This is a genomic window from Neorhizobium sp. LMR1-1-1.1, assembly GCF_040675795.1.
Taxonomy (GTDB): domain Bacteria; phylum Pseudomonadota; class Alphaproteobacteria; order Rhizobiales; family Rhizobiaceae; genus Neorhizobium; species Neorhizobium cellulosilyticum.
On the sequence record NZ_JBEGHE010000029.1, the window covers coordinates 17,369 to 38,854 of the forward strand.

The 21,486-nt window shown below is 56.4% G+C and carries 26 protein-coding genes and 6 pseudogenes; 12 read left to right on the forward strand and 20 right to left on the reverse strand.

Annotated features, from left to right (window positions below):
• Window positions 1-139 precede the first annotated feature (139 nt).
• Window positions 140-991 carry a LysR family transcriptional regulator gene (locus MRBLMR1_RS19240; RefSeq protein WP_500065715.1) on the reverse strand — a complete coding sequence of 284 codons (852 nt, stop codon included), beginning with the start codon at window positions 989-991 and terminating at the stop codon, window positions 140-142.
• 257 nt (window positions 992-1,248) lie between these two features.
• On the opposite strand from MRBLMR1_RS19240, the pseudogene MRBLMR1_RS19245 reads away from it, so the two are divergent.
• Window positions 1,249-2,471 (forward strand): annotated as a pseudogene (locus tag MRBLMR1_RS19245) (ABC transporter ATP-binding protein); the annotation flags it as partial.
• Between the two features lie 563 nt (window positions 2,472-3,034).
• A complete protein-coding gene (locus MRBLMR1_RS19250) occupies window positions 3,035-3,484 on the forward strand; it encodes a PAS domain-containing protein (protein ID WP_183687581.1) in 450 nt (149 codons plus the stop codon).
• Here MRBLMR1_RS19250 and MRBLMR1_RS19255 read toward each other — a convergent pair.
• The 5 genes and pseudogenes from MRBLMR1_RS19255 to MRBLMR1_RS19275 form a co-directional block, all read right to left on the reverse strand.
• Window positions 3,481-3,831, reverse strand: a complete 351-nt coding sequence (locus tag MRBLMR1_RS19255) for an ArsR/SmtB family transcription factor (RefSeq protein WP_183687583.1) — start codon at window positions 3,829-3,831, stop codon at window positions 3,481-3,483. The two genes, MRBLMR1_RS19250 and MRBLMR1_RS19255, sit on opposite strands and share 4 nt — an antisense overlap.
• A 215-nt stretch (window positions 3,832-4,046) precedes the next feature.
• Window positions 4,047-4,229: pseudogene (locus MRBLMR1_RS19260) on the reverse strand (TetR/AcrR family transcriptional regulator); the annotation flags it as partial.
• Window positions 4,230-4,662: 433 nt separating this feature from the next.
• A complete protein-coding gene (locus MRBLMR1_RS19265) occupies window positions 4,663-4,917 on the reverse strand; it encodes a DUF982 domain-containing protein (RefSeq protein ID WP_183687587.1) in 255 nt (84 codons plus the stop codon).
• A 98-nt stretch (window positions 4,918-5,015) separates the two neighbouring features.
• Window positions 5,016-5,213 (reverse strand): hypothetical protein, encoded by a 198-nt coding sequence (locus tag MRBLMR1_RS19270; RefSeq protein ID WP_500065716.1) that lies wholly within the window; start codon window positions 5,211-5,213, stop codon window positions 5,016-5,018.
• A complete protein-coding gene (locus tag MRBLMR1_RS19275; RefSeq protein WP_500065717.1) occupies window positions 5,213-5,422 on the reverse strand; it encodes a hypothetical protein in 210 nt (69 codons plus the stop codon). Before MRBLMR1_RS19275 ends, MRBLMR1_RS19270 begins: the two co-directional genes overlap by 1 nt.
• Window positions 5,423-5,579: 157 nt before the next feature.
• Here MRBLMR1_RS19275 and MRBLMR1_RS19280 point away from each other — a divergent pair, with 157 nt between their 5' ends.
• Window positions 5,580-5,795, forward strand: a complete 216-nt coding sequence (locus tag MRBLMR1_RS19280) for a hypothetical protein (RefSeq protein ID WP_183687593.1) — start codon at window positions 5,580-5,582, stop codon at window positions 5,793-5,795.
• Window positions 5,796-6,047: 252 nt separating this feature from the next.
• A complete protein-coding gene (locus MRBLMR1_RS19285) occupies window positions 6,048-6,290 on the forward strand; it encodes a hypothetical protein (RefSeq protein WP_500065731.1) in 243 nt (80 codons plus the stop codon).
• Between the two features lie 82 nt (window positions 6,291-6,372).
• Here the strand turns inward: MRBLMR1_RS19285 and MRBLMR1_RS19290 are convergent, their stop codons facing one another.
• Window positions 6,373-6,549 (reverse strand): hypothetical protein, encoded by a 177-nt coding sequence (locus MRBLMR1_RS19290; RefSeq protein ID WP_183687595.1) that lies wholly within the window; start codon window positions 6,547-6,549, stop codon window positions 6,373-6,375.
• 101 nt (window positions 6,550-6,650) lie between these two features.
• On the opposite strand from MRBLMR1_RS19290, the gene MRBLMR1_RS19295 reads away from it, so the two are divergent.
• The gene (locus MRBLMR1_RS19295) at window positions 6,651-7,034 is read left to right on the forward strand and encodes a hypothetical protein (RefSeq protein WP_183687597.1); all 384 of its coding nucleotides are present in this window, start codon (window positions 6,651-6,653) and stop codon (window positions 7,032-7,034) included.
• Window positions 7,035-7,355: 321 nt separating this feature from the next.
• Here MRBLMR1_RS19295 and MRBLMR1_RS19300 read toward each other — a convergent pair whose 3' ends face one another.
• From MRBLMR1_RS19300 to MRBLMR1_RS19335, 8 genes are all read right to left on the reverse strand, one after another.
• Complete coding sequence (locus MRBLMR1_RS19300) at window positions 7,356-7,487, reverse strand: hypothetical protein (protein WP_286195144.1); 132 nt, start codon at window positions 7,485-7,487, stop codon at window positions 7,356-7,358.
• Between the two features lie 86 nt (window positions 7,488-7,573).
• Entirely contained in the window at window positions 7,574-7,858 is a 285-nt protein-coding gene (locus MRBLMR1_RS19305) for a hypothetical protein (protein WP_500065720.1), read from the reverse strand.
• A gap of 217 nt (window positions 7,859-8,075) precedes the next feature.
• Window positions 8,076-8,954 (reverse strand): MurR/RpiR family transcriptional regulator, encoded by an 879-nt coding sequence (locus MRBLMR1_RS19310; protein ID WP_183687601.1) that lies wholly within the window; start codon window positions 8,952-8,954, stop codon window positions 8,076-8,078.
• Window positions 8,955-8,978: 24 nt separating this feature from the next.
• Entirely contained in the window at window positions 8,979-10,022 is a 1,044-nt protein-coding gene (locus MRBLMR1_RS19315) for an ABC transporter ATP-binding protein (protein WP_183687634.1), read from the reverse strand.
• Window positions 10,019-10,768 (reverse strand): glycerophosphodiester phosphodiesterase family protein, encoded by a 750-nt coding sequence (locus MRBLMR1_RS19320; protein WP_206829152.1) that lies wholly within the window; start codon window positions 10,766-10,768, stop codon window positions 10,019-10,021. Before MRBLMR1_RS19320 ends, MRBLMR1_RS19315 begins: the two co-directional genes overlap by 4 nt.
• A gap of 16 nt (window positions 10,769-10,784) precedes the next feature.
• Window positions 10,785-11,594 carry a carbohydrate ABC transporter permease gene (locus MRBLMR1_RS19325; protein ID WP_500065723.1) on the reverse strand — a complete coding sequence of 270 codons (810 nt, stop codon included), beginning with the start codon at window positions 11,592-11,594 and terminating at the stop codon, window positions 10,785-10,787.
• Complete coding sequence (locus tag MRBLMR1_RS19330; RefSeq protein ID WP_183687636.1) at window positions 11,584-12,453, reverse strand: carbohydrate ABC transporter permease; 870 nt, start codon at window positions 12,451-12,453, stop codon at window positions 11,584-11,586. The genes MRBLMR1_RS19325 and MRBLMR1_RS19330 overlap by 11 nt, the downstream gene beginning before the upstream one ends.
• Window positions 12,454-12,511: 58 nt before the next feature.
• Window positions 12,512-13,771 carry an ABC transporter substrate-binding protein gene (locus tag MRBLMR1_RS19335; RefSeq protein ID WP_500065725.1) on the reverse strand — a complete coding sequence of 420 codons (1,260 nt, stop codon included), beginning with the start codon at window positions 13,769-13,771 and terminating at the stop codon, window positions 12,512-12,514.
• 244 nt (window positions 13,772-14,015) lie between these two features.
• On the opposite strand from MRBLMR1_RS19335, the gene MRBLMR1_RS19340 reads away from it, so the two are divergent.
• Both MRBLMR1_RS19340 and MRBLMR1_RS19345 read left to right on the forward strand, forming a co-directional pair.
• Entirely contained in the window at window positions 14,016-14,351 is a 336-nt protein-coding gene (locus MRBLMR1_RS19340; RefSeq protein ID WP_183687605.1) for a type II toxin-antitoxin system PrlF family antitoxin, read from the forward strand.
• Window position 14,352: 1 nt separating this feature from the next.
• A complete protein-coding gene (locus MRBLMR1_RS19345) occupies window positions 14,353-14,844 on the forward strand; it encodes a type II toxin-antitoxin system YhaV family toxin (RefSeq protein ID WP_183687607.1) in 492 nt (163 codons plus the stop codon).
• A 475-nt stretch (window positions 14,845-15,319) separates the two neighbouring features.
• Here the strand turns inward: MRBLMR1_RS19345 and MRBLMR1_RS19350 are convergent, their stop codons facing one another.
• The 4 genes and pseudogenes from MRBLMR1_RS19350 to MRBLMR1_RS19365 form a co-directional block, all read right to left on the reverse strand.
• Entirely contained in the window at window positions 15,320-15,505 is a 186-nt protein-coding gene (locus MRBLMR1_RS19350; protein WP_206829159.1) for a hypothetical protein, read from the reverse strand.
• 184 nt (window positions 15,506-15,689) lie between these two features.
• Window positions 15,690-16,508: pseudogene (locus MRBLMR1_RS19355) on the reverse strand (dioxygenase family protein).
• Window positions 16,484-16,638 (reverse strand): annotated as a pseudogene (locus MRBLMR1_RS19360) (maleylacetate reductase); the annotation flags it as partial. The pseudogenes MRBLMR1_RS19355 and MRBLMR1_RS19360, both read right to left, overlap by 25 nt.
• Before the next feature lie 226 nt (window positions 16,639-16,864).
• On the reverse strand, window positions 16,865-16,990 hold the full coding sequence (locus tag MRBLMR1_RS19365; protein WP_353654284.1) for a hypothetical protein: 126 nt from the start codon (window positions 16,988-16,990) through the stop codon (window positions 16,865-16,867).
• A 140-nt stretch (window positions 16,991-17,130) separates the two neighbouring features.
• Here MRBLMR1_RS19365 and MRBLMR1_RS19370 point away from each other — a divergent pair, with 140 nt between their 5' ends.
• From MRBLMR1_RS19370 to MRBLMR1_RS19390, 5 genes and pseudogenes are all read left to right on the forward strand, one after another.
• The gene (locus MRBLMR1_RS19370) at window positions 17,131-17,376 is read left to right on the forward strand and encodes a hypothetical protein (RefSeq protein ID WP_183687609.1); all 246 of its coding nucleotides are present in this window, start codon (window positions 17,131-17,133) and stop codon (window positions 17,374-17,376) included.
• Window positions 17,377-17,397: 21 nt separating this feature from the next.
• Window positions 17,398-18,043: pseudogene (locus MRBLMR1_RS19375) on the forward strand (alpha/beta family hydrolase).
• Window positions 18,044-18,132: 89 nt separating this feature from the next.
• A complete protein-coding gene (locus MRBLMR1_RS19380) occupies window positions 18,133-18,366 on the forward strand; it encodes a hypothetical protein (protein WP_500065728.1) in 234 nt (77 codons plus the stop codon).
• A gap of 41 nt (window positions 18,367-18,407) precedes the next feature.
• The gene (locus MRBLMR1_RS19385) at window positions 18,408-18,722 is read left to right on the forward strand and encodes a hypothetical protein (RefSeq protein WP_183687616.1); all 315 of its coding nucleotides are present in this window, start codon (window positions 18,408-18,410) and stop codon (window positions 18,720-18,722) included.
• A gap of 742 nt (window positions 18,723-19,464) precedes the next feature.
• Window positions 19,465-19,968 (forward strand): GNAT family N-acetyltransferase, encoded by a 504-nt coding sequence (locus tag MRBLMR1_RS19390; protein WP_183687617.1) that lies wholly within the window; start codon window positions 19,465-19,467, stop codon window positions 19,966-19,968.
• A gap of 233 nt (window positions 19,969-20,201) precedes the next feature.
• Here MRBLMR1_RS19390 and MRBLMR1_RS19395 read toward each other — a convergent pair.
• Window positions 20,202-21,359, reverse strand: a pseudogene (locus MRBLMR1_RS19395) (type II toxin-antitoxin system HipA family toxin); the annotation flags it as partial.
• Window positions 21,360-21,486: the final 127 nt, after the last annotated feature.

Sequence of the window (21,486 nt, forward strand, 5' to 3'; positions counted from 1 at the left end):
GCGCTCATGGCCACGACAGGGATCCGTGGACACCCGCCATCGACCGAAGGGGCGGGATCAATCAGCTGCGATTGAGCGCAAGTCAGATTCTGCTGATCGCAAATTCTGAACCGGACAGCGCGGCTTGTGCGGTCCGGTGTCAGCGGAGGCGATCTTGCGTCGGGCGGGTACGAAACAATGTTGCTGAGACTGGCCCCCTGCGTCCTGCCAACAACGGATCATTTTTGGCGAACAAGAACAAACATGGATGACATCTGCCCGATTGGAAACCGGAATCCGTCATCGAGACAGAGAGTCCGACGACATTTCCAGGACTTGCCGCATTGGATCGGCAAATTCCCAAACTATTGATGTAGCCATTGGTGCCATCCATTCGGGCATAGGAAGTGGGCGCGGCCAACGCGGCCTCGTTTTGACATGTCTGATCGAAGAGCACACTGAAGGCCACACTTTTCCGATCGCCGAAACGATGCTCCTGGGGCACGGTTAACACTAGGCGGTTTATTGCGAAAGGTCTGGTCTCCAAAGCTCCGGTGTCTGTTGTGTCGGCGGCGATACCGAGATCCGCCTGTGCGCCCGCAACAGCCGCCACGACATCGACGCTCTGTCTTTCTTCAAGGTCGATGTCGATAGGCGAATTGTCGGAAAGATATCTCTGCAGAACTGCAGGAAGGTGCGCCATTGCGGCCCGTCCAGTGAACAGGCGTATCTTGCCTCGAAGGCCACGCGCATAGAGCTGGAGGTCTCCCCGCATTTGTTCCATCTGTCCCAGCACCAAGCGGGCATGATGTGCGAGAGCCTCCCCTGCCGCAGTCGGCCGAACTCCCCGAGGCCCCCTATCGAGCAAAGAGACACCGCTTGTCTCTTCCATTCCCCTTACTCGGGCGCTTGCAGAAGCCAGTGCCATACCCGCTCGCTCGGCTCCCTGGGTAATGCTTTCCGCTTCAACGACGTGGAGAAAGAGGCGGAGGTCGGTTAAGTCGAAGCGCATATTTCCCCCATGCGGCGGCCTTCGGATTTCCCTGAGCCTCCTTATGTATCTCCCGCATTTTGCAAAGTCGCCTACTCGCGGAAACCTATGAGGGTATTTTTCGGGAGGATAGACAAATGGACGCTTCAGAGGCCCTCTTACGTGGAATTGCGCTCAGGCTCGCCCTGCTTTTGTTAGCTGTATTTGTGGCAAGGACTGTCACGGACAACAGGCCAATAGATCAACGCCAGCCCGTGGCTTCGACTGAGCGTCCATCTTCGATGGGCTACGTCTCGCCTGCAGCCAAGCTCGCCAATGCCTGGGATACCAAGCTCGGCGGAGCGCTTGCCGATGCGATCAGCTGTAACTCGGTGGTCAAAGCCTTCGGAGCCGAAGACCGTGAGGAAGTACGCCTTGGCCACGTTCTCGCTAAATGGGACAGCCGCACACGCCGGACCTGGCGGCGCGGCACGGTGAACGGCACCATCCAGGGCGTCATGATGGTTTCGATGCAGGCAGGGATTCTGGGCACCGGCCTTGTGATGTGGCAGAAGGGCCTTGCGACGGCCGGCGACATCACCTTCGTCCTGGCGATGTTCTTCGTGCTGCAGGGCTACCTACGCTCTGTCGGGTAGGATATCCGCAATTTGCAGCGCGCAGTCAACGACATGGAAGAGTTGGTTCTGCTCGACAAAACACCGCTCGGAATCGAGGACCTTCCGGGCGCCAAGGCGATCGCCATCAGCAAGGGCGAGATCATCTTCGATCGGGTAACCTTCAGTATGGCACCCATCCGACGCCGCTTTATGACGACCTCTGCGTCGCCATCAAGCCGGGGGAGCGCGTCGGGCTGTTCGGTCATTCGGGTTCTGGCAAGACGACCTTAGTCAAGCTCATCCCGCGCCTATACGACGTCAAGTCCGGTTCAATCCGGATCGACGGTCAGGACATCGCAAAGGTAACGCAGTCGAGCCTGCGCGGCCAAATCGCCATCGTCCAGCAGGAACCAATCCTGTTCCACCGCACGCTGGCCGAAAACATCGCCTATGGCCGGCCGGAGTCTTCAAGGAGGGAGATTGAGAACGCGGCGAGACAGGCAAGTGCCCACGACTTCATCATTAGCCTGCCGAATGGCTATGAGACGATGGTGGGTGAGCGTGGTGTGAAGCTGTCGGGTGGCGAGCGCCAGCGTGTCGCCATCGCCCGGGCGTTTCTGGCGGACGCGCCCGTGCTGATCCTCGACGAGGCGACCTCCAGCCTCGACAGCGAGAGCGAAATGCAGATACAGCAGGCCATGGAGCGCCTGATGGACGGCCGCACGACACTCGTGGTCGCCCACCGTTTGTCTACAGTGCGTGCCCTTGACCGCCTACTCGTCTTCGACAAGGGAACGATCGCCGAGGAAGGCGACCACCACGTCCTCATCCGCCGCAGTAACGGTATCTACCGCCGGCTTCTCGAGCGTCAGGCCCTGGAGCTTACAAAGGGCCTGGCAGTGTAAAGCCAACCGGTTCCGCCCCCCCTCGTTCTTCGCCGGAGCATAAAGGGCGGGCGGCGCCTTGGGGGACGCGAACCTGCGACGCTGCTGGTCGGCTTCTACACTTTGGTCGGCCGGTTATTCACCGAAATGTGGCTACGCCGTGGAACCCCCTACGCGGTGACCGACAAGCACATCCTTATCGCAAGGGAGCTGCCCTTCCCACGGTTCACCGCGCTTGACATCGCCACATCCCCCAAATTGATCTTGTGGAGCGTGCCGACGGGAGTGGCACTAATGATCCGCTCCATCCTCCTCCACGCGACCAGAAGCTAAAGCGCTCAATTGCAAAGAAAGGTGACGCGTGCGCGCCCTGACCTGCATGAGGAACAGCGTCGCCGCCCGCCTTTGCGCGATGAACATCGAAGCAGGCGCCCTCAAAGGCGGTTCGAAGCTTGGCGGCGCAAAAGGGATGCTTCTTATCGACAGCACTCGCCCTATGTAGTGGGTCGATACGAACACCAAAAGAGGATCGAATGCCCGTAGCAGCGCCGCCATCTATAGGGTTCTACACATGGCTCGTTCCCATGAATGCACTTTACGGTGACGCCATATTCGCCAAACTTTACGGCATCGCACCTGAAGTGGTCAGCGCGGGCGTCGATGTTGAAGTGATCCTGGGCAAAATAATAGAAGAGGACAGGCACAGGATCGCTGGCAATGTCCGAAAAGCTATCTTGACAGGAGAATTATCCAGCGGAAGCTATCGGATCCTCCTACCCGATGGAAAACTGCGAACCCTGACATCGTTTGGAAGGTGCTTTCGGAATGAGTCTGGTGATGCGTCATTTTATTCTGGTGCAGTCATCGATACCCCGGCTTCTGGTCAAGCCCTCGGAAATGATACCCTCGTCGCCCTTTGCCAGGCTGCGCTGAGCTTGGCGGAGCAGCGCGGAAATGAACTCACAGCCCGCTATCTGCTATCCGCTTTAAAATCGGTTGGACCAGGGTCACACTCGACTTCGGAAGATGGCTAACGCTGCGCGATCTTATTCCCGCTCCCTTCGGCTGAAATGCCTTGGGCGCTGCCCTCATTGTAGATCCGGTCAAGCACGTCAAGGAGCTTTCCGACGGCTTGGGAATTGCTGGAGTAATACACTGTCTGAGCATCACGGCGCGCAACCACGAGGCCCGCATGGCGAAGTTTAGCCAAATGTTGCGATAGGGCTGACTGGCTGAGCCCCACTTTCATTGCAAGAAGCGACACTGATATCTCATGTTGGGTTAGAACGCTGAGAATTAGGAGGCGTTTCGCGTTGGCCATTGCTCCCAGCAGTTCTGCCGACCTAGCCACTTCATGTTCTTGAGGGATATTTTTTAGCATTTTTTCTCTCCTGGTCGCATCAACTGAATCTAGGAAGTTGGCGAAGATTTGTCGCGGTGCTTCTAATGACCCGGTCGCACGGGTGATGCCCAGAGTGAAGTCGTACCGGAGGTCCGGAATAACACTCCCGCCGGTCGCGCAAGCCTTACTTCTGAAGATGCGGACTGACGGACGTCCGGCGGGCCTCTGGGAAGCATGGAAAGTGTCGGTATCTGCTATTTTAGAAATTGCCCTGCCTGCGCGCGCACGGCTCTCTTGAACTCCTTTATGATTGGACCGCTCTCTGACTGAGGCACCATCAAAGCTAAGCGGACAGTCGCGTCGGTCATGTCAGACAGCAAAAGCAGGGTGGTCTGGTAGTTTTCACGAATATCACGGAGCACAAAAGGCTCGGTCGCATCGAAGAAAGCTTTGTTCTTTGGCTACCGGTCTGTTTTGTCCCCTCTCAGATTGGCTATCCGCACCCCGCTGCGCTCTGCAGTGGGGTTTTCTTTTGCCGATGGAACTCGGTCGAGATCGCCCGGTTAGGCATGCATCGGTAATCATTGCTACCTACCGATCTCCAAGGCCCCTTGCCGTTGTCCCCCTCCGGCAGGGGGTTCCTGTCTTTAGATAGCCCGCTCCATTGCCGTGGTCGGGCTGTGGTACTCCCTGTCGCTGACCTCTACATCGGCGGCAGGGGTATCAGCCAAAAAAGTTGCTTAGCGAACGGAACCCCGAACAACAATCTCAGTTCGCTAAAGCGACAGTCATTCTAACGCAATGACTGTTCGGTGCCTCTCTGCCGCGCACCTCTCTCACCCCGCGCGGCAGAGAGCACTCCCCCGCAAATCAAGCGAGAACGTAAGCTTCGATCGCTGCGGATATGAACGCCTCCCGCGCAACTTCAGTCGGCACAGACCCTTGCGCTGCTTCTTTGCAGACGTTCATCGCGCGGCGATAGTGATCACCGCGTTCATGAGGCCACCGGTTTTGCAGATAATGCATCGCGTCAGACGCACTTTCGACAGGCTCCGATGAGCCGTGACCAATTCGCACGAGTACAGGCGCGCGCCATGGAGCGCTCGCGAGGATATCGACAGCCATGATTTGCTCCTATACTGCCGTCTTGCTCTTATTTTTAAGCAGATGCCGAATATTTGGGCGAATAGTGCGACTTGTCAAGAAACATGAGTGAATAACAGCTAAATTAGCCTAAGCCGGTTACCCGGAAGCAATTCGATTTGCTTCTTGCTCTCAGGATAATACAACGCGTTCAAAATCCGGTCTTGGCTGTACCCTGCTCCGATCATCGGAATACCTTTGTCGAAGATGCTGATCGGCGTATCCGGCTTCGCGTTAAGCGCCCGCAACTGCTCAAGGACAGCTTCGATCGCCTCCATCACCGATCACGCTCAAACGAAGGCGTCCAGCCACCAGCGGCACCATGGCTCAGATACAAGCTTGCCGTTTCCAGTTCAGCGCAAAGATGTTCAGCATCTGCAACCACTGACCTAAGTGCCGCCAATGCGTTTCCGCCGAACACGTCAAGGATCATCTGAGCCTTGTCGATGTCGGCTTCAGCTTTTTCGATCTTCACAGCAGCAGACATAACAGCCTCCAAAATAGGATTATGTTCCTGTTATGTTCTTATCGCGCGACGGAGTCAACATCGATTAAGGCAATCACATGTAAGCTATTGCAACTTCTCGCATCTTTTCGCTTACCCCAAACCTCTGGTAGGTTATGGCGAAAATGAGGCACCGCAGATGTACTTTACGGCATTCGAAGCGCTGGAACCAGCCGATCTCACAACACTCAAAGCCGTGCTGGAAGAAATTCGCTTGGATCGCGGCATCGTTGCGCCTGATCCAAGTTTGGACGAACTGGCACGCGATCTCGTCAATCTTTGGCTTGCCGGTTTTCGCGGCTCTTCAGAACTAAAGGCGATGATGAAGCCGCTAGATAACCACCTCGTTCAGTAGGTCGGGTTGTCTGCAGTCACGCTTTTTAGTGTTCTCTAGGTGGAAAGTGCTTTGAACCTCCATCAGGCCCGACCATTCGTCGCGTCTTTTTTTATTCGACAGTGCAAATACTGATAACCGCCGCCAACAACAGGCGAACATCCACAGCACCTACAGCCAATATTCACAGAACATACATTAAGGCTTACTCATCAGCGTAAATAATGGCGGCTGGATAAATATGCGTTTTAGAGGACGACGCATATTACTTGGATTTATCGCGGTGAGCCGTTCACCAGCGCCCACATCGGCAATCACGTCGGGTTCGTATATGTGCTGACCGACCGGATCAACGGCAAAAAGTACGTTGGCAAGAAGCAGTTCACATCGACCAAACCACTACCACCGCTGAAAGGCACTTCCCGCAAACGTAAGCGCGTCATGGAATCGGACTGGCAAAACTATTGCTCGTCATCGCCGGTCATCAAAGCGATAGTCGCAGATCACGGGCATTGACCGGTTCCATCGGGAGATCGTCCATCTGTGCCTGACATGGTGATGTGTCGGATCGCATCGAAGCATATTAAATCGCTTCGACTTACCACAGAACCGAACGCACAATAGTGGACAACGACGCGAGTTGTTCGGGCGTGTAGCTTCTAAATACGACCGCCGGCACAATGAGCACCGATCGCGGAGCTATTGCGATCTTCACGTCGACGCCTTTTTTCCAGATGAGTTCCATGCCAGCCTCACTGCTGAAGAATGCTGACATTCCATATATTCTGACAAAATCCCGCAAGAAACACTAAATCTAGCTGCAACAACACATTTGTACCAATGCCGATCAACGCACCTAGCCCGATAAATACCGGCATGCTCCAATCCATCACGCTCTATATTTTTGTCGGTCTCATTGCTGTAATCGGCATCATGGGCGGGTGCTGGGGGTATCAGTCCAGCCGGGATGCAGCCACGATCGACGTGCTGAAGGCGAACAACATCCGGCTCGAAGACGCGGTGTCGCTGAACGAGCGGACCATTCAGCAGATGATCTCCGATGCCCAAGTCCTTGCTGCTGCCAACGCTAAGCTATCCCGCGACATCATGAAATCCGAGATGGAACAGGCGGCAAGCTGGAATGCTATCAATACGCTCGACCTGGAGACCGATACCGGCGATGCGGCAGAGATTGAGGCGCGTGCAAACGATGCTTTCGCGGCGTCGATCGATGCGGTGAGGCGCATCACCACAAGGTGACCTAGTGCCGTATCCGATTACAAGAAATCAGCAGCCTGTCATCACCCATATGGCGCTTCCCGGCTCGCGTGTATGACGAAAGTAGCCAGAAACCGTTGCTGTCACTGACGAGTTCGTTCCGGACTAAAGAGGTACGGCATCCGGTCGTAGGTTTCGTCTGTCTCGATAAATCGCTTCGCATCAGCCAACGACGGCATTTCAAGTGCAGAAGTTGTTGCCCCACCCACTCCACTAAGATCGTACTTCGTCTGATCGCCTTCGACACGGGCAAGGCTGAACCTCAAAGGGAACGACATCAGTGAAACGCAAACATCAGTTGCGTTACATGCCGCGATGGGATTGCACGACCACGGCGGCGGTCCCGGAGACATCGCAGCCGATGCCGATGTAGCCGAAGCTAGAAGAAAAGCGACCGCTCTCATTTTCATTGACGAATCCACCATCTACGAACATTCCGCCACCATAGCCCCAAAGAAAAGCAGATAAACAAAAACCCGCTCAATGGCGCGCTTTTCTCGTTTCAGGCTATGGCTCGATAATCAGCCGATACGGCTCTCGATGACGTATTTCGCGATATCGGCACGGATTGCGTGAGGCACATACTCATCGGTCATCAGATCGTGCAGGGTTTTCAGAGCGTCGGTGCGAACCTTGGCTTCATCCACCGGCAGAACCGCGAACGGCTCAATCTCAGAGAAGTTTACGCCCTGTCGGCAATCCTTCCAGTCAACTGCCGTGCCCTCGCCTTTCACGCCATACCGGCACTGGAGGCGGAGACCATTGAAGGTGTCGCGGATCAGGTAAAGCTTGCCGTCGTAGCGCATCTGAAGGCGCATTTCCTACGATCGGCCGCTAAAGATCTTGGCTACCCCCAACATATTCATATCCACGGATAAGATGGGCAGCTTGCTCGTCTTAAGCTCTTGATGAGAACAGAACCGTCGGCCGCTATGTTCGACGGCCCCCAAACAGCTGAAATAGTGATATTTTTATCATGACCGATCATCAGCATGGGTATTAAGGAATGTCGAAGATGTCCTTTTAGCCAACCGCCAGACGTGACGACGCCCTGAATGACTTGAACTCATTCAGCGATTTAATCGAACGGCCGTCATCTATCGAGGCGAGGTCCAGAATAACGGCATTTGCGATGGTCATCGGCACCACGAGCGATTGCGATTCACCCGGATCACCTCGAGAGACCAGGATTTGATGGTCGGGTGCCGGATCAATCCTTGTGCCTCCCACATCCGTAACAGCAAGTGTTTTTGCTCCCCGTTGCGCCGCGATATCGCGCACTTCCTGCATGAGCGGCGGCGCTCTTCGGAAGGCGAGCAGCCAGACGACATCCTGCGCAGACAAGGTGGACAGCATTTCGGTCAGCTGGTGCATCTGGCTGCTGAGATCCACCGCTTCGTAACCGGATCGGTTGAGGCGAAGGGCGATCAGAGACGACAGTGCCGCAAAATGCCCTCGCCCGAAGACGAAAATCCGACGACTGTCGCGAAGGCTTGTCGAGAATGCGCGAATATCCGCATCGAAGACACTGTTGCGCGCCTGCTGCAGAGCTGCGATCTCGCTGTCCAGTACCGATGCCAGCAAGCCATCGCTTTCGGCCTTCACTAGGCGTGCGGCCATGCGTGCGGCAGGGCTTTCGAAGTCGCCGCCGCCTTCAGTTAGGCTGGACTGCAGAAATCCACGAAATTCCGGATAACCCTTGAAGCCTAGGCGCCGTGCAAGCCTGACCGCCGAGGCGGGATGGACCCCTGCCCGCGAAGAGACATCCTTGCCGTTTTCCAGCGCAGCGCGGATCGGGTCCTGTATCAACACATCAAGCAGGCGCGTGTCGGCATCGGTCAATCGCGTCGAGTGACGGCTGATGAGATCGCTTAGCGCGAGCGGTGTATCCTGCTTGTCCATCGGATTCTCGAGGCTTGGCTATCGCTACGACTGCGTTGCAACCGGAAGATCAACACGGTCGCCATTCTCGCTATCGAAAAACAGCACGCGGTCAAGATCGAAAGCAATCCAGAATTGTTCGGTATTTTTCGGCAGGTCATGACGCGACGCGGACACCGTCAAGCGTCCATCCGGGCTTTCGCAATGGAGAAGCATGTCGGCACCGGTTATCTCGGACAGTAGCAGACGCGCGGGGAGCGCTGTGTTGCTCGGCTTTGCACCATGCACGGAAAGAATTTCTGGGCGTAGTCCGGCTGTCAGGCCCGTTGGCCCATTCCAATCGGGAAGCATGTCGGCGGCGACGAAATTCATCGGCGGGCTGCCGAGGAAACTTGCCACGAAACGATTGGCTGGACGGTCGTAGATCACGTCCGGGCGATCGAACTGCAGAAGATGACCATCCTTCATGATCGCGATACGATCCGCCAGAGACAGGGCCTCCGTCTGGTCGTGGGTGACGTAGACCATGGTTGCACCGAGCTGCCGGTGAAGTTCCTTGATCTCGGTGCGCATGGTAATGCGAAGAGCATTGTCGAGATTGGAAAGCGGCTCGTCCATCAGGAAGATAGAGGCATTGCGGGCCATCGCCCGCCCCATAGCAACACGCTGACGCTGACCACCGGAAAGGGCTGCCGGCTTGCGGTCGAGATAGCTTTCGAGTTGCAGAGTTTTCGCGACACTCTGCGCCCGTTCGTTGCGCTCTGCTTTCTTCATGCCGCGCAGTTCCAGACCGAATGCAATATTTTCGCGCACCGTCATATGCGGATAAAGTGCGTAGTTCTGAAAGATCATGGCGATGTCGCGATCCTGTGGTGCCAGATCATTGGCACGGCGTCCACCGATCTCGATCGTGCCGTCTTCGCAGCGATCGAGCCCGGCGATAAGGCGCAACAGCGTGGACTTGCCGCAGCCGGACGGGCCGACGATCACCACGAATTCGCCCGGCTGAATATCGAGTGAGACGCCGTGCAGAACCTGGGGGCCGTTGACATAAGCCTTGCGAATATCACGCAGAGAAATCCCGCTCATACCGAGGCCTCCCCGCGATGCTCGGCACGGACGGCGATCGCAAGCGTCGGGCGATCGGTCGTAAAAACCTTCACGCCCAGATCGAGCGCCTTGGTGATCTGCGCTCGGCTGTGGGCCGCCCAGCAGCCGAAATCGAGGCCGGCGGCCTGCACCTTCGCCATCAGGTCCTCATCGGCGGTATCGATGTGGACACCGATCTCAGGAATGCCGTGGGCAATCGCCGCCTCGATGACAGCGTCCGGCCCCAGTTGCCGCAGGACCGACGGACTGACAAGCCAGAGCCTGGGACGGCTGCTCGCCTCGCCAATCTCGTCCATGGAGGCGACAAGGAAGGATGAAAACGTCGTGCGCTCCAGCATCGAATGACGCTTCAGTTCCGCAATGACGGGGGCAACAAAACCTTCATATGGAAGCCCGTCCGTGCCCGGTTTGATCTCGCAGCGGAAATTCACATGGCTGCCCGCATAAAGCGCACACAATTCCTCAAGCGTCATCGGGTGGCTGCCGGCACCATAACGGATCGTCGCCGCCTTGACCTCGGCCAGCGTCATGTTGGCGATGGCGCCTGTCATATCCGTCGTCGCATCGAGCGTGGCGTCATGATGGACGACAATCGCGCCGTCCGCCGTTGGGTGAAGATCGAACTCAACTTCTTCGAGCGCCATGGCGGCGGTGGCGGCAAATCCGTGAGGCGTGCTGTCGCCGAATTCCAGCGTACCCCCGCGATGGGATGCAATGCGTGTCATGTCAAAATATCCTGGATTACTTGACGGCGCCCATGGTGATGCCGCGCACGAGATGGCGCTCCACCAGAAGAAAACCGAGGAGAACGGGAAGAATGGTAATGGTCGATGCGGCCATGACCAGCGGCCAGTCGATCAGACCTTCACCGGGATTGATGCGGTACAGACGGGCCAGACCGATTTGCAGCGTATAAAGGTCCTGCTTGCCGACGGCGACCAGCGGCCAGATGTAGTTGTTCCATTCCGTGATGAAGATGTAGAGCGCCATGGAGGCAATGGCCGGGCGCGACAAAGGCACGATGATGCGCCACAAAACCTGCAGCGACGAGGCGCCGTCCATATAGGCCGCCTCATCCAGCGCCTTTGGAATGCCGCGAATATACTGGCGCAGGAAAAAGGCGGCAAAACCGTTGGAAATCGCCGGCAGGATGAGACCGGCATAACTGTCCAGCAACCCGATCTTGGCCAGTGTCAGATAGTTCGGAATGAGGCTGATATGGCTCGGGATCATCAAGGTCGCGACGGTGGCCGCGAACAGGAAATTGCCGCCCCGCAATGAATACCGCGCAAAAGCGTAGGCTGCCATGGTGGCGAAGGTGATGCCGATAAGCGTCACCAGTCCCGAGACGATCAGGCTGTTCAGCAGATAGCGGGCGAAATTGTATTGCCCGACCGCCCGCGCGTAATTGTCGAGGGTGAAGCCGAGTTCACCGGCATAGTAGGCGTCAACAGTCTGGAAAGACATCCAGATCGAATAGAGCACCGGCGACAGGAACAGCAGGCCGGCGACCAGCGCCAGCCCGGCAAGAATGGGGTTTTCAGGCTTCATAATGCACCTTCCGCCCGATGATGCGCGATTTCAGTATGGCGAGGCCAACCAGCAGGATGAACAGCAGCACCGCCAGTGCCGATCCACGGCCGATATCGAAAAGCACGAAGCCGATCTCATAAAGAAGGTTGACGAGCATGTCGGTTGCCCCTGCCGGCCCACCTTTCGTCATGACGTTGACGATCGTGAAAACCTGGAAGGCTTCGATCACCGAGATTACCAGAAGGAAATAGGTGGTCGGCATGACCAGCGGCATGGTAATGCGGCGAAACACATGCAGACGCTTGCCGCCATCGACGGCTGCCGCGTCATAAAGCTCGCGTGGAATTGCCTGCAGGCCGGCAATATAGATGACGATGTCATAGCCGATCTGTTTCCATGTGTTGACGAAGATCAGCACCCAGAGGGCCAGATGCGGATTTTGCAGCCACTGAACCTTGCCCAGGCCGAACGTGCCGAGCAACGCGTTGACCATGCCGTAGTCCGTTGAGAAAACCCACGAAAACACGACCGCGATAGAGACGGTGGATGTCACCGAGGGCAGAAACAACGCGCCGCGCAGCAGCCGCACATGCATGCTTTCCCGCACGAGATAGTTGGCAATCACCAGCGCAAGGCCGAGCCGGAGTGGCACCGAGAGGACGGCGAAGAGTGTCGTCACCCAGAGGGAATTCCACAGGTCTCGGGAGGCAAGCAATTGCTCGTAATTGCGAAAACCGACGAAGGGCATGTCGGGTGTTAGAAAATTCCATTCGCGAAAGCTCAGATTGATGCTGGCGAGAATGGGGATGTAGGTGAACAGCGCGATGAAGATCATCAGCGGTGCCACGAAAAGATAGGGCGTGAGTTTACGAAGCATGGTCATCATTGCACCGACAGTCGCCAGAAGCGTCTGCCGGTGCCCTTTTCAGAGAGGATCAGTGGCCGACGCGTTTTTCTTCAGCGCGGGTCTGCACTGCAAAGTCCTTCATCGTCTCTTCGACATTGCGCTGACCGAGCGCCATGGCTTCCCACATCTTGTATTCGGTGGTGCGCATCCAGGTGACAACGGTGGTGCGCGCACGACCATGGGCAACCGGCAGGGATTCGATTGCGACATCGATGCCCGGCTGGGTTGCAAGCGCTTCCTTGGCGACAGGGAGATCTGCGCTCTTCTTGTTGATCGGCAGGTAACCGGTGCCGGCAAACCACGTTGCATTGGCCTCAGGCGATGCGGCATAGCTGATGAACTTGTAGGCTGCGTCCTGCACGTCCTTTTCAGAAGTCGACATGATGCCGATGCCGGCGCCGCCGATCGGAACCGAGCAAGCCTTGTTGCACGGCATCGGACGGACGGCGAGACTGTCGCCGAGTGCCTTTTTCGAGCCGACATAATTGCCGGTCGAATTCATCATGATGCCGACCTTCTTGGCGAGGAAGGCGTCACGACCATTGTCTTCTTCAGTCACGCCATCGGGCGAAGCAACCTTGTCGTCCTTCACCAGCGACGCCATCCACTGATAGGCCTCGATCGTGTTGGGCTTGTCGAGAAGGATTTCGCCGGTCTTCGAGTCCACCATTTCACTGTCATTGGCCATGACAAGACCCCAACGTGCGAACTGGCCGGGTGCAGCAATGCCGGAAATGCCTTCCGAACTGAGCTTTTCGCTGATCGTCTTGGCGGCAGCACTGATGTCGGCAAACGTCTTCAGCGGCGTGTCGGCGGAAAGGCCCGCGCGCGCGAAGATATCCTTGTTGAAATAGAGGACCGGCGTCGAGGAATTGAACGGCACGACATAATTCTTGCCGTCGATAACGCCGACTTCGCGAGCATAATCGTACAGATCGGCCTTCAGCGGATCGGCATCGAAATAGGGCGTCAGATCTGTCAGCAGCTTGTTGTTGGCAAACAGGCCGTAACGCGTGACTTCGAGGATTACGGCATCGGGAGCGCGGCGCGCCGGGATGGCGGCCTGCAGCTTGGCGATGATGTCATTATAGCTGCCGACATATTCGGCCTCAATGTCGATGCCGGGGTTGGCGGTTTCAAAGCCGGCGATAATCTTGTCGAGCGCTTCGCCGTTTGACTTGTTGAAGCTATGCCAGAATTTCACCGTCGTCGCCGCTTCGGCCACGCCCATGTTGGCGAGCAGGGCAATCATGCTGGCCGCGATGGTAGTCTGCAATTTCTGTGACATCCGTATCTCCTGTGCAAACACAATTGCAATGACGGCGATCTAGCAATTGCAGGAGACAGTTTCGTGAAGGCCATGCGACGTTTTGATGACGGGTTTTTCTCCGCCTTGGCGCGTCTGGTGAACGGTGTCGGCCAGCACGTGAAGTAAAGGCGCAGAAACGGCTGGCAGACCAAGGCGGCGGCCAATCTTGACATGATAAGGAATATTCCTTACATTCTCCTACACCGATTTATGGAGGCCCGCCATGGGAGCCCTGCTGAAAGAAGAAAGCACCATCACCGCCAAGGGACAGACCACCGTGCCGAAGTCCGTTCGGCAGGCGCTGGGCGTTGACTATGGTGGACGCATTGCTTTTCTCATCGATGAGCACCACCGCGTCTATGTCCAGAAGGCCGAGATTGAAGAAACCGCCGATCCCGTGATCGACCGTTTTCTCGAATTTCTCGCACGGGACATGGCGAAGCAGCCCGAGAAATCAGTTCTTCCGTTCCCACAAGCCTTGCTCGACCGGGCTGTTGCCCTGACGGCGGGCATGACGGTCGATCTCGATGCCGAGATCGAGGGGGACGTTTCGATCTGATATGCCGACGATCAATGGCTGGACCGTCCTCGCACACCCTCTCTTTCTCGATCAATGGGAAAAGCTGATCGAGGCGGGCGACGCGCTCAAAGCGAAGGAACCGGACGATTATCAGAAATCCGCCGACGCTAAGTTGCTTGCGTCCTTGGTTCAGCTTGTCACCGTCAATGTGCCATCGGACCCGACAGCATCCATCTATCGACAAGGCGCGACTCTTGGCGATGACCGCAAGCACTGGTTTCGCGCCAAGTTCGGCAATGGTCGTTTCCGGCTCTTTTTCCGCTACAGCAGCACCAACAAGGTCATCATCTTCGCATGGGTGAACGACGAAAACAGCTTGCGGACCTACGGCTCCAAAACGGACGCTTATAAGGTCTTCAAGGGGATGCTGGATGACGGCAATCCGCCTGACGATTGGGACACGCTTCACAAGGAGGCTTCCGATCCCAAGGCCGTCGCACGGTTGGAAAAAGCCTCACCCTCGAATCAATAACAGACGCTGTTGAACGTACCTCGCCAAGCAGATGATCCGAGTTTCCCGGCACTGGTCCTGCCGCCCGTTGAAGCGGACGGAAAGCCCAACCTTTCGGCGGTGACATCACGATCCTGGGTGGTGGCGGTCCACGCATAGAGACTGGCGAGGCGTTGCGCACGCCAGGTCCGGGGATCGCCCAGACGGGAAGCGGTCGTGTCTTCGTCGGCGATTACGGAGGAACCGCCGCTCTGATGTCCGTTGTCAATGCTTTGGGCACGAGGAACCGACCGTCCAAACGAATGGCTGGTCATGACGATGATCGCGTATGGGTAGAGGCGGAACCAGTGACGTCGGTGATTAAGCTCTGATGCGCGGGATGGCTACCGCGCTCCCGATTATGCGTCCGGGCTATTCCGATCTTACTGCGGGCGTGGTCGAATACCGGCCACGAAGCGTCTGACGGGTGTTCTCGGGGGGCGCTGATCCGCCCTGCCTACTTCAAGGCCACATAGGTCTGCGGATCGAGGGCGGCGGCTCGCACCGCGACCCGCCCGCCGGAGGCTTCCGCCAGGGTGGCCTTTAACCGGGTCCCGACGGCGATGACCTCGCGCGTCCGTTCCGGCTTCGGCAGGATGATGACTTCCAGATTGATGGCCGGCTGGTCGGGCAGGCCGTACACCGGCAGGATCGCCAGTTGGCAGTCCGAAACGTCGACCTGCAGATCCGCGCACAGCAGGTCGCGAATGGGCAGGAGCGTCTCCCTGATCGCATCGGAACGGTCGTTTCAGATTGTATGGTCAAAGTAGATCTTTACGTTGGGCATGATTCACATCCTTGGTTGAAACTGTTTGCCATGCGGCCTTTCAAAGCGGAGCGAGCACGAAGTCGAAAGTCGAGTGCCAGAGCGTGGGACCATCGACGAGGCGCTCGAAGGGCGCGACCAGCGTCTTCTTGACGCCGAACACCGTGTCGGATTCCAGATAGGCGTCATCGCCTACGAAGATGAGGGTGACGAGTTTCTGGAAGCCCGGTGCGGTGACTAGGTAATGCATATGCGCCGGCCGGTAAGCATGCCGCCCGAGATGGCCGAGCATGTACCCGACAGGCCCGTCGCCGGGGATCGGATAAGAAACCGGCTTGATGCCGATGAAGTTGTAGCGCCCGACGACGCCGGTGACGAAGATGCCGCGATTGTTCCATTTCGGCTGGATGTCCGGCTGCTGCACCTCATAGAAACCGTCGGCATTATCGGATCAGACGTCGATTCTGGCGCCTTCGACCGGATTGCCGTCAAGGTCGAGCACCGTGCCCTCATAGAAGCAGCTTTCTCCGTTGTCGTCGAGGCTGATGATGTCACCCATCTGCCGCACCGGGGCGCCTGCGACATGGAAGGGGCCGAAGACGGTGTTCTCGGTCGCGCCGGGCGGACGGTGATTATTGATCGCATTGACGAGCATCGAAAGGCCGAGCGTTTAGGAGAGCAGAAGGAACTCCTGTCGCTCGCCGCTGCAGATCTGGCCCGTGCGCGTCAGGAAATAGATACCATATTCCCACTCGCCCTGTGTCAGATTGATCTCCTTGGCAGAGGCGTGCAGGTGCTTGACGAGACAAGCCATGACTTCCCGTAAACGCGGGTCGATATCCTTGCCCTCCCCTCTCAGGCCCGCTGCAGAAGTTCGCAGATCGCATCCCGATCGATGGGACGCGGGTTCCAGTATGGGTTCTTCGCGGACAGATTGGCAGCCTCGTCGAGATCGCTTTCGGCAAGTCCGAGACCCTCAGCGCAAGCGGTGCTCCGAGCGAGGCCGCAAAACCAATAATTTTAGTGAAATCGCAGATTCTGTTTTTGAATCAGATCGCTGGAAAGGCAAAGGGAGAGATTTCCGGGTGCAAGAAAATTTTGGCGGTCAGGCAGGGGCCATTATAGGCGGCGGCGTTGCCCACTAAACGAGATGCGCCCCACATCCTTGATATGACCACAACGCTTCGACAGGTAAAAATGCCTGTCATCGCCGTGGAATGCCGCTTGTGTAAGCGCTCAGACGAACTCGAGCGAAAGATCCTTGTTCGCAAGCATGGCGCGGGGATTACCTTCGCTCGATTGCGGAGGATGGCCGCGATGGGCTGCGAAAGGCTGATCAGCGATGACGGTGACCAATGTCACACTTGCTTTCCCTGCCTCCAATCGCCAGTGCTTCCACCCGATCACTATTAAAGGGTCGGTCTCCCACCAGATTAAAGCGTCTGCCCGCTTGCCATGACGCTCACCCGCGCCAGATCCCAATCGATGTAAGGAGTATTGGGATGGCCGAAATCAACGACTGGTTGGATGATCGCATCCAGGAGATCATCAATTCACCTGGGTTTTATGAGAACAAGGCGGAGTTTCGCGATCAGGCAAAGGTCTTGGTCGAGAGCGGCCAGTCCGAGGGCTTTACAATTGCTGAGATCAAGGAAGCATGCGGCGGCGATGTCGAGCGATATCTGCTTGATCAGCAACATGCGATGACTAACGTCGAGATGCAGCGGCGGACCGATGAGGCCCCATGAAGAAAAATCGGTAGGCTTGCCATGACGCATCGATTTCTGGTTGCAGGTCCGGATAAAGCAAAGACCACAATCCTCCTGGCTCATGGTGCCGGCGGTGCGATGGACACGCAGTGGATGGACGCCATCACACAGGCGCTGTCCGATCATGGATTGAAGATCATTCGGTTCGAGTTTCGATTACATGGCATCGCGCCGAACCTCTTCAAAACGTCGGCCGCCCCCACGGGCAGAGCTTCTCCAAGACGAATTAAAGGCGGTCGTCTCGCAACTCGGCAAGCAGGGATCACTCGTCATAGGCGGGAAATCGATGGGCGGACGTGTTGCGAGCATGATCGCAGACGAGCTTTATAGAGAAGGAATGATCGTTGGATTGTTGTGCCTAGGCTATCCGTTTCATCCGACCGGAAAGCCCGAAAAGCTGCGCACGGCCCATCTCGCATTGCTTTCGACGCCTACTCTCATCTGCCAGGGAACGCGGGATCCATTCGGATCGAAAGCGGAAGTTGCAGGCTATCAACTGAGTAACGCCATCCGGCTAAATTGGCTGGACGACGGAGACCACGATTTCAAACCACGCAAAGCGATTTCGGGTTTGACAGTCAAAGATCATATTACAACCGCGGCCCAAGATATCGCGACGTGGGCAGAGGCGCTTTCGCAGGGATAAGACTCTTCTCGGCGATCAACCGGAGTCCGCTTGCGGCCAAGCGGAACAATCGCAATATTAGCCTCTGATCAATCACTTAGCGCGAGCTCATGACGCACCCTTCGCCGTTTGAACGTTCACAACTTTCTGGCCGGTACACGGAAAGCGGCATCACCGTCATTGTCGAGATCTTTTGCCGTACCGGCAGTGACCACTGGCAAATGGAGGTCACCAGCCTGGAAGAGCAGGTCACGGATTGGTCCGACTCATTTGCGTCTGCCCAAGAGGCTTGGGAGGAATTCATCTATGTCATCAACACGGAAGGCATCGGTGTTTTCCTTTAACCGCATTAACGGTGAACATGACATTGGGAGATTCAGCTTTGATGATCGACAGCGATAAGAGGCGGAAGATCTTCGACCAGGTCCGCACCAAAGCGGAGGCCAGAGGAACACCGATTGACAGTGATCCCGAGTTCCTTGCTTGGGTGGAGCTATGGATTCGTGGCGAATTCGATATCTCCAGCCTTAAGTCGCGATATGACAAACTTGTACTGCATCGGGCACAGCGGAAGAGGGAGCCAGCAGCTTCCGTCCAGGAGATCAGCAACAGCTTTTTACCCGCTGCGGAGACCGATCAAGACGTTGTTGATGATGTTGGTGAAGACAGGCCGTCTTCTTCGGGCGCCTCTGATTGCTGAAGAAGTGGGAGCGTCGTTGTTGAGTGCAGCGGTGTCACTCCAGGCTTCAACTGACAACGGCCTAAACCGGGCATGTCGCGTTAACTTTTCGGTTGTCAGAGATCGCGCGAATTGCCAACGTCCGCACATGTGGCTTCCTCGGGTTGGCGAACCAGATGCTAATCTAGATCCACCTGATACGGAACCAGGAGGAAGAGAGGATGGCTCTGGCTGAAGACCAGCAAAACTCGCAGAAACCGAACGCGTTGCAACACAGACAGTGGCGCCGCCTAGCGAAAAGCAGACGCGTGCTACTGCAAGATGTGCCGCAGCTTGTTTATCGCTCGATATGGGATAACATCACGCCGACCGCGCTTTTTTTTGGGACATGAAGTTCGATGCAGAGTTTTCGTAAAAGCCTACTCTTTCCGTTATTTCTGCTCGTCCTTGGTGTGGCCGCCTTTTTTCTCTGTCTCTACATTACCGACCATAATCCCGACGAGAAGCCGTTAACGCTCGTTCATTGGATAATTGGTGGCATGCTGATCGGACCAGGCTTCGGTTACCTCATTCACTGGCGAAAAATGCGGAATCAATTGAAACGATAGCTCGGCGAATTTTGCACTGGCATTGCAAGGGTCGGTTGCTATTGCATCAGTGTTTTTGGTACAAGCCAGTCCCATTAGCTGACTGTTTATAAGACTTTCGATAGCGGAGACTTATTAGGATCGGTCTATCGAAACAAGCCCAACCAGAGCGACGCGTGATAGATACTGACCGCCTTATCCTCCGCTTGCCAACGCTAGATGACTATCAGCCGACATTTGACATGTTCTCGCAGGAGCCAGTGTCGCGTCATATTGGCAAACTCAGCCGAGGCGACGTTTGGGCCAGGCTGTTGCGTGATGTCGGCCACTGGCAATTGATGCAATTTGGCCTGTTCTCCGTGATCGAGCGGGATAGCGGCGTTTATGTCGGCAAGGTGGGATTTGGCATGTTCGAACGCGATCTGGGGAGCCTCGCGCAGACCAACATCGAAATCTCTTGGACACTGAGAGCAGAGTTTCATGGACGTGGCTACGCTTTGGAAGCTGCGAGCGCGGCCCAGAGATGGTTCGACCAAAGACGAAAGCAGCACACGGCTTGTCTGATAGCGGTCGGAAATATCCCATCGATGCGCCTTGCCCAGCGCATGGGGTATCAGGAAATTGAACGGATAACGCGAGACAGGGGGGACGCCGTTATCCTCTTACGAGATCCTTCATGAGGAGTACCTTCTAGCACTTGGCCGTCGTGAAAGGATTCGAACTGACGACACGTGTCCTCGGTCAGCCAAGTGGTTGATTGAGTTCGATAACGTCACAATTGCAAAGCCTTCGCATGAAGCCCGTCAGAATCGCCTCGAAATTGCTATCGCCGTCTTGCTGTCGCTTCCGAAGATCTAGCAGAAGTATCGACCGCCTAATTGTATTGAGCGCGCAGCTTCGGAGGGATGGCCGCTTATGCTTGCTCAGCCCGTATCGTGTCTGCCAGTGTCACCAATTCGCTCGCTTCACCGTCAAGGCCATAGAACGCATAGGGGTTCAGGAACTGTCGTCCCCAAAAAAGCGCTCGATCCACTTCGCCCAGCTTTGCCTCAGCGCACAATGCCCGCCAATTATTTGCGATAGTCCGCAGTTGATGGCTGACGATCTCAATCGCCTGAGCCGGGCTCAAATGGAAGTGCGGCGCTGCGTTGAGACAGGTTACGATCTTGCTGCTTCTGTCCTGATCAACGATCAGCATCGCTTGGCCAACTTCCCCTCCTGCCCGCGGTTGCGGACAAACATCGTAGGCCGGTGTGAGCGTCAGCGACGAGTTATCCCAAAAAGCAGCGTGATTTCTGGCATGATCGTCTGTGTTGCCAACGAGAATATTGAAGCATAGACGCGAAAACAGCTCTCTCAATGTTTCAGGAACAGCTGTAAAGCGAATGCGTATCGTTTCCGCCAAGTCCTGATAGCTTGCATATCGCGCGTGCATTTCATCGAGCTCAAGCATGGTCAAGGCAGATACCATCGACCGGCGATACCAAGCGTTGCCCGCGTGGACTCGGTCAAAGCGCTGAACAAGCAACACGTCTTTCCCGGACGCGCGAACGATTTCTACCGGCGCCACGTTAAGTCCCGAAAGAGCTGCTAGGCGCATCGCGATGTATTCGCCCTTCACCACGCTATAAGTGTCGGAACTGCTCGAGAATTTTGCAATGAATTTACGTGCACCATCGTCGATTAGGGCTTTTGGCCTCGCCCCACCGATCGAACTGCCGTGATGGAAAGCTTGATCAAGTTCGGGGCTGAGAGGAAGATTTTTCTCAACTCGCTCTGCAGCGGTCAGAAGTTGATCAAGAGTGGCGTGGCCGGTCCCCCGGCCAATATAGTGTGTCGCCGATGCTTGGAAGTCGAGCGCCCCAATTCGGTCTGAGCCTGACTCAAGTAAAAATGTCAGTTCATCAAGATCCAGTCCATTCAACTCGCCGCCTTTCACGCCGAACGCGCGATTAAGAATAACACGACGTCCCCATGCATCGGGCGAAGCGTCGCGAATGGAGCTGGCCATTGAAAGACCATGGAGAGGTCTGATCTCGCCCGTTTCGAGCGGTAACTCCGGGAGATAAAGGATCGTGTCCCAGGGAGTGGTGTAGCTTAGACGGCCACGGCTCATCCCAGAGGGCCGGATGAGTGTCAGCTTGCTGCTGGCAGGCTGATGAGTGGATCATCGCTCATCGTAGCGATTGTCTCAAGGG